The organism is Ruegeria sp. YKSF070, assembly GCF_059612725.1.
In genome coordinates, this window is record NZ_JBXWRD010000015.1 from 1 (window position 1) to 15,082 (window position 15,082).

The window sequence follows — 15,082 nt, forward strand, 5'->3', positions numbered from 1 at the left end:
AAGATCGAGATCGACCCGATGATCACCCACACGCTGAGCCTCGACGAGATCAACAAGGGCTTCGACCTGATGCATGCCGGCGAAAGCATCCGCTCCGTCGTCGTCTACTGAGGCCTATACTGAACCCAAACCGGCGCCCAAAACGGGCGCCGGTCACGAAGGGTGCGGGCTCATCATTTGGATGGCGCCACCGGCATCGGGTCTGTGAGACCCTCACCGGGTGGCTGATTCGCTGGCCTCTTTATCTTCTTCGGCCACCGCCTCCACCGCGTCTTCGGCGGCGACCTCCGACTCGAACTCCACTTCATCAGCCTCGGGCGCCTTCTGTTCGATGGCGCCAACAATCAGCGGCAGCATGTTCGCCGTCGTCGTCGCGCTGGCATCGGTGTCCTGCGGTGCCCGCCAGCTGAGCGTGTCAAAGCTGTTGCAATGGGCACAGACCGGCGCCCATGCGGCATGGATATGCTGGCAGTTATCGCAAACCCATTGCGGCCCACGCGGCGCGGTCAACGCGCGCGCCAGCCATCCCTGCACCACCGCGTCCGAGGCGCCCTCGCCCCGCTCGATCGCGGCCATCAGCGTATAGGCACGCGCATCGGGGGAGTGTTCCAGCAGATCGCCCAGCGCCCGGCGCGCCTCGGGGAAATCCTCGGCGACGATGTTCAGCTCGGCCATCATCAGCCGGGTTTCTGCGTGCTGCGGATGTGCCTTGGCCAAGGCGGCGAAACGCTTGATCCGCGCGGCGGGCGTCTCATCCGGTGCGATCTCGGCAAAAGCATGGGCCAGATCGGGATGCGGCTGCACCTGCCAGGCCTTGGTCAGGATTTTGGCCGCGTATTTTGGTTTGCCCTTGGCAATATGGGCGCGGGCCGCCATGGCCGCCGCCGGGATCAGGTCGGGGGACAGGCGATTGGCCTCGATGGCGCGTTCCTGTTGGTCGACACTTGCAGTCTCGGACAGAAGATCGCGCGCCTCCGACAGCGCCAGCACCGCATCTCGGCGCTTGTACACGTCTCGCGGCAGCGTGCCCGTCTTCAGCTTCGAGGTCAGAGTTGCCCGCGCGCCGGCCCAGTCCTGCGCCCGCGTCTGCAGCGTCAGCAGCACGTCCTGGGTTTCTTCGTGGCGGGGTTTCAGTGCCAGCGCCTTTTCGGCCAGCTTGCGGGCGGTCTCGTCATCGCCCTCGGCCAGTTTCTGCTTCATGATCCCGCGCACCCCGACAAACCGAGTGCTCTGATCGGTGACCAGCTTGCGATAGGTTTCTGCCGCCTTCTTGGTGTCGCCAGTCATCTCGGCGGCCTGCGCCACCAGCAGATTGGTCAGTTCCGGTTTCTGCAACAGCTTCTCGGCGCGCGCGGCCTTGGCCATGGCGAGACGCCCCTCGCCCGAGGCCAGCGCCATCAGCCCCTCGGTCAGCGCCTGATAGCCGCGTCGTTCACGCCCCCGGTCGAAATAGCGCGACAGGGCGGTTTCATCGCCGTTGAGGAATTTCAGCGTGGCGATCAGCAGCGTCAGCAGTTTGAAGAACAGCCAGACCGCCACCACCAGCAGACCGAAACCGATCACCGATTGCAGCGGCCCCAGCGTGTATTCGGTGCCTGCGACAGTGATCTGAACACCGCCGCTTGCCTCCATCAGGAAACCGGCGCCCAGTGCCAGCAATGCGATGATCGCGACGAAAACCAGGATCTTGAGCAATGACCACAGCATGGGCTGTCCTTCAGTTCGAGTTCAGGCTTTGCGCCAGCGTATCCGCTGCCGCAATCGCTTGGTGGCGGCTGCTGGCCTGGGCAACCCAGTCAGCAAGGGCCGCCTGCGCCGTCTCGGGCAAGCCCGCGACAAGATCAAGCGCCGATGCCAAATCGCCAGAGGTCACCGCCGCCTCGGCCCGCGACAGCACCGCGTCGGGGTCATCACCCGCGCGGGGCGTGACCGAGCGGGCGCCGGTCTGGCGTTCCAGGAAAGCCAACAGGCCGGTGCCCTTGGTCGTTTCCCGCAGGTCGGCGAGCGCGGCCCGGGCGGCGGGCGGGAAGGTGTCACGCAACACAGCCAGCGAGGCGACTCCGTCGGCGGCCGGGCCGGACAATGCCGGGGGGATGTCGATCCCGGCAGCGGTCAGCGCCGCCAGCGGTTCGGCATAGGGTGCACCTGCCTCAAGCTGGCCACGCAGTTGCGCCAGAGCACCGCGATTGGCGGCCAGTTGCGCATCGGCGGCGGCGGTTGCCTTCAGCGCCTGCGCATCGGCCACCATCTGTTCGACCTCGGCACGCTGCGCCGCCAGCGCCTCGCGCGTGCGGGCCAGTTCGGCCTCGTAGGCGGCAACTACCTCGGGCGAGGCACCTTCGGCGACCGGGCGGGTTTCAATCTCGGACAGGCGGGCAGCCAGTGCCGTCAGGTCCTGCGCTTGGCTATCGGTACGGCTGGTCAGGTCCTTGGCAGTGGAGGCAAGCGGTGCAAGCTGGGCGGAGAGATCGCCCAGTTGTGCGGACAGGCCCGAGGTATCGGGCATTTCGATCTTGCCGATATCGGATTTCAGGGCGCTCAGCTCTGCCTGCTGCCGATCAAGTTTCGATTGAAGCGCAGCAATAGCCTCGGCACCGTCCGATACGCGCAGGCCTGGGGGCAGCAGAGGGTCAATCAGGTCGGCACGTCCGGCCAGAAAACCCAGCACTGCCGCGACGATGCCGCCGATCAGGGCCGGGGCGAAACCACCGCGCCGCGGCTCGGCCCGTGGCGCAGGCTGTGGGTCATGCTCGGTCGCGTGGGTAGCTTCGGCTTCGGCTTCGGCTTCGGCTTCGGCTTCGGCTTCGGCTTCGGCTTCGGCTTCGGCTTCGGCTTCGGCTTCGGCTTCGGCTTCGGCTTCGGCTTCGGCTTCGGCTTCGGAAGCTGCCTCTGTATCCGCCTTCGCCTCGTCAACCGTTGGTTCAGGCAACTCCTGTTTGGTCTCGGACATAGGGTCGGTGACGGTTTCCAGCTCTGGGTCTTTCTTCTCGGCCACCGCGCTGTCCCTTTCGAATCTGAAAATCTTCAAATACCGGATGCCGTTCGACACTAATGCGCGCCCGGACGCCCCTCAACCCGAATGGCACGCGTAACAGCAAATTCAATCGCGTCCCGCATGGCGTCGGCATCCGGAGTCTTGGCGACAATCAGATCGGAAAGCTTCATGTTTTCAAAGGGTTTTTTCACTGCCTCACTCATCGCGACGACGCTGAGCGACGGCGTGCCGTTCAACAGCCCGGCAAATTGTCGCGCGGTCCGGGGTGAGAAAACCGGTGCAATAACGGGTTTGTCACCCGTCAGAACCCGTTGTGCCTCGTCGGAAAAGGGCAGCAAACGCTGGGCATAGATCACCTGTTCCTCGGTTCTGATCCCCATCCGGGTCAGGTTTGCCGCCACCTCACCGCGCCCATGTTCGCCCCGCAGATGCAAAAGCGGCGTATCCGGGCGCCGTGCCAGTATCCCCGCGATCAGCGCCTCGGCGCTCTCGCCCACCATGGTGGCGGACCAGCCTGCCTGCGCCGCCATCCGGGTGGTTGCGCGCCCGACGCAGAAACAGGGCAGCGACCGGTCGGCACTCAGCCGCGCGGCGATGCCGACCCCATTGGACGAGGTAAAGATCAGCCCTGCCGCCGGTCCGAAATCCAGCGTCTCGACAGTTGGTTCGATCCGCAGCAGAGGGGCATAGACCACGCTCAGCGTCTCCCGGATCTCGGGGCGCAACCCGGCGACAAACCGTTCCGAGGCGCCACGCGGGCGGGTCATCAGCAGATAGATCAGCGGCGCGCTCCTGCGTGGCGGGATTGTTTGCGGGTCGCGGGGGTGATACCCCGCTCGCCGAACATCATGCAACGGTGGGGCCGATGGCGCAAACCCTGACGATACTCGGGCTGGAAAGCAGTTGCGACGATACCGCCGCCGCGGTGGTGCGCCAGACCGAGGGGCAACCGGCCGAGATCCTGTCTTCGGTCGTGCATGGCCAGACCGACCTGCACAGCGCCTATGGTGGCGTGGTGCCCGAGATCGCCGCCCGCGCGCATGCCGAAAAGCTTGATATCTGCGTGCGCCAGGCGCTGGCCGAGGCTGGCGTTACCCTGGCCGATCTGGATGCGGTGGCGGTAACCGCCGGGCCGGGCCTGATCGGCGGGGTGATGTCGGGGGTGATGTGCGCCAAGGGGATCGCCGCCGCCACCGGCCTGCCGCTGATCGGGGTGAACCATCTGGCGGGCCACGCGCTGACCCCGCGCCTGACCGACCAGATCGCCTATCCCTATCTGATGCTGCTGGTGTCTGGCGGGCATTGCCAATACCTGATCGCCCACGGGCCCGAACAGTTCTCACGGCTTGGCGGGACCATCGACGACGCCCCGGGCGAGGCCTTTGACAAGACCGCGCGCCTATTGGGCCTGCTCCAGCCGGGCGGTCCGTCGGTCGAGAGCGAGGCGCGGCAGGGTGATCCCAAGCGGTTCCGCTTTCCCCGGCCCTTGCTGGACCGGCCCGATTGCGACCTGTCCTTTTCAGGGTTGAAGACGGCGCTGATGCGGATGCGCGACCAGCTGGTCGGCGAACAGGGCGGGTTGACCCGGCAGGATCGCGCCGATCTGTGCGCCGGGTTTCAGGCCGCCGTGGTGGATACCCTGGCGGAAAAGACCCGACGCGCGCTGGCGCTTTATCTGGACGCGGCGCCGACGGAGCCGGTTGTCGCGGTTGCCGGCGGGGTGGCGGCAAACGCCGCCATCCGCGCGGCGCTGGAAACGGTCTGCGCCGAGGCGGGTGCCCGGTTCACCGCGCCGCCGCTGCATCTGTGCACCGACAATGCGGCGATGATCGCCTATGCCGGGCTGGAGCGGTTCCTCGGAGGCGCCCGCGACGGGCTGGACCTGACCGCGCGGCCGCGCTGGCCACTTGATCAAAGCAGCCCGGCGATGCTGGGCAGCGGCAAGAAGGGCGCCAAGGCATGAGTATCGCGGTTCTGGGATCAGGTGCATTCGGCACCGCTCTGGCAATATCGCTGGCGGGCAAGGGTCCGGTCACGCTGTGGTCACGATCCCCAGAACAGGCGCGACAGATGCAGCAGACCCGCGAGAACCACCAGCGCCTGCCCGGCCTGCCGCTACCCGAAGCGCTGAGCGTTACCGCCGATCTGAATCAGGCCACGCGATGCGACACGCTGCTTTTGGCGGTACCGATGCAGAAGTTGCGCGGCATGCTATCCGAGAACGCCACCGCACTGCGCGGGCGGGTTCTGGTTGCCTGCTGCAAGGGGATCGAACTGAATACCGGGCTGGGCCCATTGGCAGTGATGGCGCAAATCCTGCCAGACACCCGCACCGCGTTGCTGACCGGACCCAGCTTTGCCCAAGATATCGCGCGCGGCCTGCCGACGGCACTGACGCTGGCCTGTGCCGAAGCCGATCTTGGCCGTGATTTGCAGACGCAGCTGACCACCGCCAACCTGCGGCTCTATCGAACCACCGACACGGTCGGGGCAGAGCTGGGCGGCGCGCTGAAAAACGTGATCGCAATCGGCTGCGGCGCCTGCATCGGTGCCGGGATGGGCGACAGCGCCCGCGCCGCGCTGCTGACCCGTGGCTTTGCCGAGATGCAGCGGCTGGCGGCGCTGAAAGGCGCCCGGCCCGAGACCCTTATGGGCCTGTCTGGCCTTGGCGATCTGATGCTCACCTGCTCGTCCGACCTGTCGCGCAACTATCGGTTTGGTCTGGCGCTCGGTCGCCAGGAACCGTTCGACCGCTCCACCACGGTCGAAGGTGTCGCCACCGCCCATGCGGTGGCACAACTGGCCCGCGATAACTTGATCGAGATGCCGATCAGCACAACGGTGGCGCAGCTGTCAAACGGCGATTACAGTGTCGCCGAAGCGATGCGTTCGCTGCTCAACCGACCGCTCAAGGAGGAATGACATGCTGGTTGCCCTGATCGCCCGCGACAAGGACGGCGCCCTGCAAACCCGTCTCGACAATCGCGCAGCACATCTGGCCTATATCGAGGAAACCGGCGTTGTCGCGCAGGCCGGGCCGCTTCTGGACGGTGACGCGATGATCGGTTCGCTGGTCATCCTTGACGTGGCCGATCTGGCCGCTGCCGAGGATTGGGCCGCCAATGACCCCTATGCCAAGGCGGGGCTGTTCCAGTCGGTGCAACTGATCCCGTGGAAAAAGGTGATCGGTTGATGGCCTATTGGCTGTTCAAATCGGAACCCGAGACCTGGGGTTGGGACGATCAGGTCGCCAAGGGCGACGCGGGCGAGGAATGGGATGGCGTGCGCAATTATCAAGCGCGCAACTTCATGCGGGAAATGGCGTTGGGTGACCGAGGCTTTTTCTACCACTCGCAAAGCGACAAGGCGGTAGTCGGTATCGTCGAGGTCTGCGCCGAGGTGCACCCCGACAGCAAGGCAGGCGACCCGCGCTGGGAATGTGTGGACATCAAGGCGGTGCGCCCCTTCCAGCAACCGGTGACGCTGGAGCAGATCAAGGCCGATCCGCACCTGTCCGAGATGGTTCTGGTGCGCAATTCGCGCCTGTCCGTGCAGCCGGTGACCGAGGCGGAATGGCGCGCAATCTGCGCGATGGGGCAGACAGATCCCGACTGATCATGCATTCTGGCCGCATCGCGGATACTCGATGAGGCAAGGATGGAACTGTTGAATGTTCTGGCGGCCGCGTTTGGCGCCTTTGCGCTGGGATCGGTCTGGTACATGGTTCTGGCGGAACCCTGGATGCAGGATGCCAAGGTGCCGCGCGGCCCCAACGGCAAACCCGAAGGCGGCATGACACCGGGCATCTTTGCCGCCAGTTTTCTGCTGCTACTGATCGTGGCGGGAATGATGCGCCATGTCTTTGCCCTCTCGGGTATCGACAGCGCGGGCGCCGGGATCGTCGCGGGAGTTGGAGTCGGGCTGTTCTTCATCGCTCCCTGGATCACGCTCAACAACCTCTATGCCATGCGCCCCTTGCGGCTAAGCCTGATCGACGGGGGTTATGCAACACTGGCCTGTGCGGTGATGGGTCTGATCCTGACGCTGTTCTAGAACCCGGATCACGGGCTGCGGCACAACAAAAAAGGGGAAGGTTCCGACGGCTCAGAACCCTCCCCTACCCCCGCGTGCTCCCAACACACCACACGCGAATTCTGTACCGAGGTTCTGACCGTCCTGGTCATATATTACTTATACGCCCGATACCCCTTCCTGCGCAAAGGCAAAGCTTTGACAATATTCATAAAATGCGAAACGCCCGCGAATGCGGGCGCTTGCGTGTACAGCATGCTGTTGGCTCAGCCGTAGACGGATTCCTTGCCGAAATGCTTGGTCAGCATGTAATAGACGACGGCGCGATACTTGTTGCGCTCGGACTTGCCATAGGTGTCCACCACCTTGGCAATGGCGGCGTCGAGTTCCGGCCCGTCGGCGAGGCCCAGTTTCTTGATCAGGAAATTGTTCTTGACGGTTTCCAGCTCACCCGGCTGGCTCGACGCGACGGTCGAGGCATCGGCATCATAAATTGCCGGACCGCAGCCAATGGTCACCTTGGTCAGCAGGTCCATGTCGGGTTCCATCCCGCACTTGTTCTTCAGATCGTCTGCATATTGGGCGATCAGGTCGTCGCGTTTTCCCATCTCTTCACTCTCCCGAGTTTTTCTGTTTTCGGCCAGTCTATCCGGCACTGGCGAGAGCGTAGCGGCAGCCGGGTCGTGCACAAAGGGAAAACTTGGCCAGTTTTCCCTGTAAGTCGCCGTGATCGGCCTTGTCATCGCGTCAAGTCAGCCCCGAGGCGAGAGACAACGCGACGGGCCGCCTCACTTCAAGACCACGCCATCCTTCTTGCCGTGGTCGGTGCGCTTGTCGAGAACCTTGTCCTGATTGGACCATTTTCTGATAACGGCGTCACCGTCAGCGCATTTGGTCTGTTCAATTTCCTGCGCTGCCTGAACACCATGCGCGCCGTGCAACTCCTCGTGTTTCTTCAGAGCCGCGACAAAGGATTTCCAGCTTTTGCGCAGCTCCGGATCCAGCTTGGCCTCGTTCTTATGCTTGGGCATCGTATAGGTGATACTGACTGACAGGTCGCAACTGCCGGACCATTTCACATACCAGTCCGTATAGGCCCAGAACCCGTTGGGCCCCCGCGCATCCATCTCCCGGATCAGATCCTGCGCTGTGGCGGCATTCACCACATAGGTCTTGTTCACAACCGTAACCTTGGGTTTCGCCTCGGCCATCACCGCACCGAATGAGAGCCCCAACACCGCCACACACAGCGATTTGACCAAGAGGCGGATCGAAAGAAACTTCATACGCATATCACATTCCTAGAGGTGCATGCCGCCTGAGGGCTCGGCACAGTTGCATGAGATAAGCGGACTGGGGATTAACGCGTCAAGCTTTGTCGGATCAAGCGATCGGTATGAAAAGGCCGCCCCGATCATGTCAGGGCGGCCAGTCAGAACGGTTGGGCATCGGCTGGCGCCGACACTCAATAGCGGTAGTGCTCCGGCTTGAACGGGCCTTCGGGCTTGACCCCGATATAGCTGGCCTGATCGGGGCTCAGCTGGGTCAGCTTGACACCGATCCGGGCCAGGTGCAGGCGGGCCACTTTCTCGTCCAGGTGCTTGGGCAGGATATAGACCTTGTTCTCGTACTGGTCGCCCTTGGTGAACAGTTCGATCTGCGCAAGAACCTGGTTGGTGAACGAGGCCGACATCACGAACGAAGGGTGGCCGGTGGCATTGCCCAGGTTCAGCAGGCGGCCTTCGGACAAGAGGATGATCTTGTTGCCCGAGGGCATTTCGATCATGTCCACCTGCTCCTTGATGTTGGTCCATTTGTGGTTCTTCAGCGCGGCGACCTGAATCTCGTTGTCGAAATGGCCGATGTTGCCGACAATGGCCATGTTCTTCATCTCGCGCATATGCTCGATGCGGATCACGTCCTTGTTGCCGGTGGTGGTGATGAAGATGTCGGCGCTGGCGACTTCGTCTTCCAGCGTGGTCACCTCGAACCCGTCCATGGCGGCCTGAAGGGCGCAGATCGGGTCGACCTCGGTCACCTTCACGCGCGCACCGGCGCCGCGCAGAGACGCGGCCGAGCCCTTGCCCACATCGCCGTACCCGCAAACCACGGCGACCTTGCCGGCCATCATGGTGTCGGTGGCGCGGCGGATACCGTCGACCAGCGATTCCTTGCAGCCATATTTGTTGTCGAATTTCGACTTGGTCACGCTGTCGTTCACGTTGATCGCCGGGAAGGGCAGATGGCCGTCCTTGACCAGCTGGTACAGGCGGTTGACGCCGGTGGTTGTTTCCTCGGACACGCCCTGAATCTGGTCACGCATCTTGGTGAACCAGCCCGGGCTGGCCTCCATGCGCTTCTTGATCTGGGCCTTGATCACGGTTTCCTCTTCCGAGGACGGAACCGGGATGATGTCCTCACCCGCCTCGGCGCGAGCGCCAAGCAGGATGTAAAGCGTCGCGTCGCCGCCATCATCCAGGATCATGTTGGGGCCGTCCTCGAACAGGAAGGATTTGTCGAGGTAGTCCCAATGCTCTTCCAGCGTCTGGCCCTTGATCGCAAAGACGGGGATGCCCGCCGCCGCAATCGCTGCCGCCGCGTGGTCCTGGGTCGAGAAGATATTGCACGAGGCCCAGCGCACATCGGCGCCCAGCGCCACCAGCGTCTCGATCAGAACGGCGGTCTGGATGGTCATATGCAGCGAACCGACAATCCGCGCGCCTTTGAGTGGCTGCGCCTCGCCATATTCCTCGCGCAGCGCCATCAGGCCCGGCATCTCGGTTTCGGCAATATCCAGTTCCTTGCGGCCAAACCCGGCCAGCGAAATGTCCTTGACGATATAATCCCCGGCCATCTGTCACTCCATTCCGGCAAATTCGGTCGCCAGAGGCCCTATCACCCCTGCCTTCGACTGGCAACGAGGATCAGGGGGAATGATCGCGGCTGTGGCTCAGCTGGGGATATCGGGCACCGTCTGGGTGTCCGAGGTCTGGAAATAGTCGGTGCCCGCAGCGACGATACAGCTGATGCCAGTGGCCCGGGTCAGCAGCACGGTAAAGGTGCCGGTTTCGGACGAGGCCCAAAGCTCGATCACCGAAGCGCCATCCGACAGGGGTTGCAAGCCACCGGCGGCGAGGCGTTCAGAGTATTTTTGCTGCAACCGGTCGACGATCGCCGCGCGCGCGGCACAGGATTGCGCGGTGGCCGTCCCGGCGGACAGGATCAGGCCAAAGCCGGCCAATGCTCCCAACAGAGGCTTGATCATCGCAAGCTCCTTTCGCATAGAGGAACGGATCTGTTGGGGGACGTGCCGGGAGGAGATAACACGCCCCCCGCTCTTCGATAGACCGATCAAGCCACCGGGCCGCGAACGCGACACCTGATCATTGGGCTGGCAGCATGTGATCGGAACAGGGATCAGGCTGCGCCCGGAATGTGGCAAAAACATGGCACGTAAAGGGGACGTGGCACAATGGCAACACAACCCAGAGCCTGGCAAAGGATGCTGTCGGGGCGGCGGCTGGATCTGCTGGACCCGACTCCGGTCGATATCGAGATCGAGGATATCGCCCATGGGCTAGCCTTTGTCGCACGCTGGAACGGGCAAACACGAGGGGAATTTGCCTACTCCGTGGCTGAACACTCGCTGCTGGTCGAGGATATCTTTGCCCGCATCGTGCCCGGTGCAGGTGCGAAGTGGCGACTGGCGGCGCTGCTGCACGACGCGCCTGAATATGTGATCGGCGACATGATCTCTCCGGTCAAGGCGGCGGTCGGGGCCGATTACGGGCTGCTTGACGCACGGCTGACAGCGGCAATCCATATCCGGTTCGGCCTGCCTGCCGTGCTGCCGGTGCAGATCAAGAAACAGATCAAGCGCGCCGACCGGGTCAGCGCCTGGTTGGAGGCCACACGGATCGCCGGGTTTACCGAGGCCGAGGCGAACAAGTTCTTTGGCCGACAGCGGCCAGAACTCATGCAGGGGCTGGATATCCGTCTGCGGCCACCGCTGGAAACACGCACCGCCTTTACCGCCCGCTACGAGGCCTTGATTTCCGCAGTCTGATCCGCCCCATCCTCGTGCGCGGCGCGCCGCGCACGCCGCTCCTGCCGCATGATACGGCGACGGCGTTTCCGGTATTCTTCGCTCTCGACAAAATCACCGGCCTGATCCAGACCCTTGTCTCGGAACATCTGGGCGCGCTCTTCATCGGTTGCGCGCGGCCAGTCCACGTCCGGGCGCACAAACCCGCCCATTGCCAGACCGCGCCCGATCACCGCGTGATCCAGCTCGCCAAAGGAGAGCCGGTTCGATCTGCCGCCCTCCCCCCGCACCCATTCGGTATAGAGCGCATCAATCACCAGCGGGTCGCATTCACAGAAATGGGCGACGTTCTTGGCCAACAGGTTGGCGGCCCCGGCCTTGCGACGCAGGATCATCGCCACTTTCTGATCGGGTCGTCCGACCATGGCATAGAGATGCAGCGCCGAACCGTCGGCGGCGATCACATGGGTTGCGGCCTTGTAACGGGCCAACTGGGTTTCGAGGTTGTATTTCTCGGGGTGAAAGACGTCGTAACCTTCGGCCCGAAGCAGATCCTCCAACCGCTCTTCTCCCAGCATGCCACCCTTGCCGAGGCCCAATGCAGAGCGTGAGATATATAACTTGCTGGGTCCGTCCGGGTCTACCGATTTGCCGAACCCGGCATGGATCGCGTCGCGGAATTTCTGCGTGCCCTGCGTGATCGGACCCAGGCCAAAGCCCTGCCCGGGCACGATCAGTTCCTCGACACGGGTTGGCGCAGTGGCTACATGAATCGGCAGGCCGGGGCGCATCAGGTCGATGAAATCGCGCTGATATCCACGGATCTGGTCGCCGACGCGCGGGCGTTTCGGAATGAACAACACCCCGTCGATTGGCCCTTCGACATGATTCAACGCCCAGAGCCGCGCGGTGCTTTCCACCAGGAAGTGGCCGAAATGCGCCCATAGCACTCCGCCCCAAAGCCAGCGGCCGGACAGGGTTTCCGGCACATCGTCCGGCAACGGCGGCTCGGTTGTCAGCGGGCGATAGCGGCGCCACAAGGCACCTTGCGGACAGTAACGGCCATCGCTGTAAAGCACGCCTGCCTCTTGGGTGAAATCGCTGACCGTTGGAGGGACGACAATGGCGTCGTTCAGTGTGGTCAGCCCCTCGGACCAGCCGCCATCGGGCTGTGGCTGCGTCGCCGGATCATTGGGGTCGAGTTCAGGCGCGTGCGCCATAATGAACCTCTCAGCGCGGGCTTCTCTTGGCCAGAATCCTTTGCAGGGTCCGGCGGTGCATGTTTAGCCGGCGCGCGGTTTCGCTAACGTTACGATCACAGAGTTCATAGACACGCTGAATATGTTCCCACCGCACCCGGTCCGCGCTCATCGGGTTTTCGGGCGGCGGAGGTAATTCGTCGCCGGTGGCCAGCAAAGCGTTGGTGATGTCGGTGGCATCGGCAGGTTTCGACAGATAGTCGGTGGCCCCGATCTTGACCGCCGCGACCGCAGTGGCGATGGCACCGTAACCGGTCAGGACCACGACCCGGCAATCGGGCCGCTTTTCGCGCAACACTTCGACCACATCCAGACCGTTACCATCCTCGAGCCGCAGATCGACCACCGCATAGGCTGGTGGCCGGGCGGTGGCAATGGCGCGCCCGGCGGCAACCGAACCGGCGGTCTCGATCTCGAAGCCGCGTTTTTCCATCGCCTTGGCCAACCGGCGCAGAAACGGCTCGTCGTCATCGACCAGCAACAGCGACTTGTCGGGTCCGATATTGGGCTGGGGGGCGTCGACCATGCTCATTCTTTCCGCTGTTTTTCGTGTTTTTGCCTAAGGGCGAGTATTAACAGCGACTGCGGCAAGGTCAAACGCCTCTGTCGTGATCACATGGCGTCCAGAAAACATCCGATCCGGTCGGCCATTTGCTCTGCCGTCTCGTCGCGGCGGAAAAACTCGACAAAGCCGTGCTCGGGCAGCACCAGGTAAGAGAAGGTCGAATGGTCGACCAGGTAGTACTCGTCGCTCTTGTCCTGTGCCCGGTAATAGGTCTTGTACGCCTGACTTGCGGCCTTGACCTGTTCGGGCGATCCGGTCAGGCCGATCATGCGCTCGTGCAGGTTGGCTGCGAAATCGCCAACCACCTCGGGGGTGTCCCGGTCGGGGTCGATCGAGATAAAGATCGGGGTCACCATCTGGCCCCGGCCTTCCAGAAGGTCCACCGCCTCGGCATTGCGCGAGGTATCCAGCGGGCAGACATCAGGACAGAACGTATAGCCGAAATAGAGCAACGAAGGCTCTGTGATCACATCCTTGTCGGTGACGGTCTCGCCCTTGGCATTGACCAGTTCGAACGGGCCCCCGATGGTCTCGGCCCCACCCGCGATCTGCCCCGCGCGACATTGGGCGAACCGATCATCTCCATCACCGCCTCGGGTAGCGATCCAGGTGGCGCCCAGTGCGGTGGCAGCGACCACCGCGGCGAGAAAGGCATAGAGTCGGGTCATTTTCGGCCTCAAGGTCAGAGATGTTGATCGTCTCGGCCCGGACACCTATCAAGATAGCCAGCCGTTGCAACTGGACATAGGCGCGCGATGCCGGACTCCAATATCAACCTCGTGCTCGGACAAGAGCGCAGCAGCTGGATCCGTCTGCGCACGATGATCCTGCTCCGGTGGGTGGCCATTGCCGGGCAGGTCGCCGCGATTCTGGTCGCACAGCACAGCTATCACCTGCAACTGAACCTGGGCCTGTGCTATCTGGCCATCGGTATTTCAGCCGTCGGCAATCTGCTGGCGATCTTTCTTTTCCCTGAAAACAAGCGCTTGGGAGAGTTCGAGAACTTTCTGATGGTGCTGTTCGACCTGTTGCAGCTGGGGTTCCTGCTGTATTTGACCGGCGGGTTGCACAACCCGTTCGCACTGCTTCTGGTCGGGCCGGTGATCATCTCGGCCAATGTCATGGGCCTGCGCTCGACCCTGTTCATAGGTACCACCGCCATCGTTCTGGTCACGCTGCTGGGCCTCTATCACGTTCCGTTGAGAACCGAGATGGGCTTTGTCCTGCGCATTCCGGATGTGTTCGTCTTTGGCCATTGGACAGCGATCATAATCGCGATCATCTTTCTCGGAGCCTATTCCTACCGGATCAGCTCCGAGGTGCAATCGATGTCCGAGGCGTTGGCCGCGACTCAGATGGCGCTGTCGCGAGAACAGAAGCTGACCGATCTGGGTGGCGTGGTGGCCGCCGCCGCGCATGAGCTGGGCACGCCGCTGGCGACGATCAAACTGGCCAGTTCCGAGCTGGTCGAAGAGCTGGATGACCGCCCCGACCTGCGCGAGGATGCGGCGCTCATCCGCGAGCAGGCGGATCGCTGCCGCGATATCCTGCGTGACATGGGCCGGGCGGGAAAGGACGATCTGCATCTGCGCCAGGCTCCGCTGTCTACCGTGATCCACGAGGCCGCTGAACCGCATTTGCACCGCGGCAAAACCGTGCATTTCGACGAAGGTCCGGGTGAGGGCGGCGACCTGCAACAGCCGTCGATCCTGCGTAAGCCCGAAGTCATCCACGGATTGCGCAACCTGATCCAGAACGCGGTCGATTTCGCGCGCGCCAATGTCTGGGTCGAGGCGGAATGGACAGCCGAGACGATCACGGTTTCAATCATGGACGACGGTCGCGGCTATCCCGGCCACATGATCGGTCGCATCGGCGATCCTTTCGTGCGCCGTCGCCGTGCCGAGATCGACCGCCGCACCCGGCCGGAATACGAAGGCATGGGCCTGGGTCTGTTCATCGCCAAGACGCTGCTGGAACGCAGTGGAGCCGAGTTGAGCTTTGCCAACGGGTCGGACCCCTACCAGACGCTTACCGACCAGTCCGAACGCCGTGGTGCAATCGTTCTGGTCGTGTGGCCCCGGTCGCAGATCGACGCTCAGACCGGCGAGAATCCTGTCCCGCTAGGGTTGAATGAGCAGTTTCAAGTTTAGTTAAACTTGTGTTAACCTCTGACCCTCAGGATC

The 15,082-nt window shown here is 63.2% G+C and carries 17 protein-coding genes; 7 read left to right on the forward strand and 10 right to left on the reverse strand.

Features of this window, described 5'->3' with window-relative positions:
• Positions 1 to 213 precede the first annotated feature (213 nt).
• Genes AC2FL1_RS10145 through AC2FL1_RS10155 form a run of 3 tightly spaced genes read right to left on the reverse strand, consistent with a single transcriptional unit; the run spans position 214 to position 3,762 of the window.
• On the reverse strand, positions 214 to 1,707 hold the full coding sequence (locus AC2FL1_RS10145; protein WP_496876833.1) for a heme biosynthesis protein HemY: 1,494 nt from the start codon (positions 1,705 to 1,707) through the stop codon (positions 214 to 216).
• A 10-nt stretch (positions 1,708 to 1,717) separates the two neighbouring features.
• Positions 1,718 to 2,995, reverse strand: coding sequence for a COG4223 family protein (locus AC2FL1_RS10150; RefSeq protein ID WP_496876834.1), 1,278 nt, complete (start codon positions 2,993 to 2,995; stop codon positions 1,718 to 1,720).
• 53 nt (positions 2,996 to 3,048) lie between these two features.
• Positions 3,049 to 3,762: a uroporphyrinogen-III synthase gene (locus AC2FL1_RS10155; protein ID WP_496876835.1), complete on the reverse strand. Its 714-nt coding sequence runs from the start codon at positions 3,760 to 3,762 to the stop codon at positions 3,049 to 3,051.
• A 98-nt stretch (positions 3,763 to 3,860) separates the two neighbouring features.
• Between AC2FL1_RS10155 and tsaD the strand changes: the two genes are divergently transcribed.
• Genes tsaD through AC2FL1_RS10180 form a run of 5 tightly spaced genes read left to right on the forward strand, consistent with a single transcriptional unit; the run spans position 3,861 to position 7,048 of the window.
• Positions 3,861 to 4,958 (forward strand): tRNA (adenosine(37)-N6)-threonylcarbamoyltransferase complex transferase subunit TsaD, encoded by a 1,098-nt coding sequence (tsaD, locus tag AC2FL1_RS10160; RefSeq protein WP_496876836.1) that lies wholly within the window; start codon positions 3,861 to 3,863, stop codon positions 4,956 to 4,958.
• Positions 4,955 to 5,917, forward strand: coding sequence for an NAD(P)H-dependent glycerol-3-phosphate dehydrogenase (locus AC2FL1_RS10165; RefSeq protein ID WP_496876837.1), 963 nt, complete (start codon positions 4,955 to 4,957; stop codon positions 5,915 to 5,917). Before tsaD ends, AC2FL1_RS10165 begins: the two co-directional genes overlap by 4 nt.
• 1 nt (position 5,918) lies before the next feature.
• A complete protein-coding gene (locus AC2FL1_RS10170) occupies positions 5,919 to 6,188 on the forward strand; it encodes a YciI family protein (protein WP_496876838.1) in 270 nt (89 codons plus the stop codon).
• Positions 6,188 to 6,610 carry an EVE domain-containing protein gene (locus AC2FL1_RS10175; RefSeq protein ID WP_496876839.1) on the forward strand — a complete coding sequence of 141 codons (423 nt, stop codon included), beginning with the start codon at positions 6,188 to 6,190 and terminating at the stop codon, positions 6,608 to 6,610. The genes AC2FL1_RS10170 and AC2FL1_RS10175 overlap by 1 nt, the downstream gene beginning before the upstream one ends.
• A gap of 42 nt (positions 6,611 to 6,652) precedes the next feature.
• The gene (locus AC2FL1_RS10180) at positions 6,653 to 7,048 is read left to right on the forward strand and encodes a DUF1761 domain-containing protein (protein ID WP_496876840.1); all 396 of its coding nucleotides are present in this window, start codon (positions 6,653 to 6,655) and stop codon (positions 7,046 to 7,048) included.
• A 245-nt stretch (positions 7,049 to 7,293) separates the two neighbouring features.
• Here AC2FL1_RS10180 and AC2FL1_RS10185 read toward each other — a convergent pair whose 3' ends face one another.
• From AC2FL1_RS10185 to AC2FL1_RS10200, 4 genes are all read right to left on the reverse strand, one after another.
• Positions 7,294 to 7,635 carry a DUF2853 family protein gene (locus AC2FL1_RS10185; protein WP_234145376.1) on the reverse strand — a complete coding sequence of 114 codons (342 nt, stop codon included), beginning with the start codon at positions 7,633 to 7,635 and terminating at the stop codon, positions 7,294 to 7,296.
• 180 nt (positions 7,636 to 7,815) lie between these two features.
• Positions 7,816 to 8,319, reverse strand: coding sequence for a DUF922 domain-containing protein (locus tag AC2FL1_RS10190; RefSeq protein ID WP_496876841.1), 504 nt, complete (start codon positions 8,317 to 8,319; stop codon positions 7,816 to 7,818).
• Positions 8,320 to 8,492: 173 nt separating this feature from the next.
• Complete coding sequence (ahcY, locus tag AC2FL1_RS10195) at positions 8,493 to 9,881, reverse strand: adenosylhomocysteinase (RefSeq protein WP_496876842.1); 1,389 nt, start codon at positions 9,879 to 9,881, stop codon at positions 8,493 to 8,495.
• A gap of 96 nt (positions 9,882 to 9,977) precedes the next feature.
• A complete protein-coding gene (locus AC2FL1_RS10200; protein ID WP_234139119.1) occupies positions 9,978 to 10,292 on the reverse strand; it encodes a hypothetical protein in 315 nt (104 codons plus the stop codon).
• A gap of 207 nt (positions 10,293 to 10,499) precedes the next feature.
• Here AC2FL1_RS10200 and AC2FL1_RS10205 point away from each other — a divergent pair, with 207 nt between their 5' ends.
• The gene (locus AC2FL1_RS10205; protein WP_496827150.1) at positions 10,500 to 11,093 is read left to right on the forward strand and encodes an HD domain-containing protein; all 594 of its coding nucleotides are present in this window, start codon (positions 10,500 to 10,502) and stop codon (positions 11,091 to 11,093) included.
• Here the strand turns inward: AC2FL1_RS10205 and AC2FL1_RS10210 are convergent.
• The 3 genes from AC2FL1_RS10210 to AC2FL1_RS10220 form a co-directional block, all read right to left on the reverse strand.
• Positions 11,066 to 12,292 (reverse strand): glycosyltransferase family 61 protein, encoded by a 1,227-nt coding sequence (locus AC2FL1_RS10210; protein ID WP_496876843.1) that lies wholly within the window; start codon positions 12,290 to 12,292, stop codon positions 11,066 to 11,068. The genes AC2FL1_RS10205 and AC2FL1_RS10210 overlap by 28 nt on opposite strands.
• A gap of 10 nt (positions 12,293 to 12,302) precedes the next feature.
• Complete coding sequence (locus AC2FL1_RS10215; RefSeq protein ID WP_496876844.1) at positions 12,303 to 12,857, reverse strand: ActR/PrrA/RegA family redox response regulator transcription factor; 555 nt, start codon at positions 12,855 to 12,857, stop codon at positions 12,303 to 12,305.
• An 86-nt stretch (positions 12,858 to 12,943) separates the two neighbouring features.
• Complete coding sequence (locus tag AC2FL1_RS10220; protein ID WP_496876845.1) at positions 12,944 to 13,564, reverse strand: SCO family protein; 621 nt, start codon at positions 13,562 to 13,564, stop codon at positions 12,944 to 12,946.
• 87 nt (positions 13,565 to 13,651) lie between these two features.
• Here AC2FL1_RS10220 and regB point away from each other — a divergent pair, with 87 nt between their 5' ends.
• On the forward strand, positions 13,652 to 15,049 hold the full coding sequence (regB, locus tag AC2FL1_RS10225; RefSeq protein ID WP_496876846.1) for a sensor histidine kinase RegB: 1,398 nt from the start codon (positions 13,652 to 13,654) through the stop codon (positions 15,047 to 15,049).
• The last annotated feature ends 33 nt before the right edge of the window (positions 15,050 to 15,082 follow it).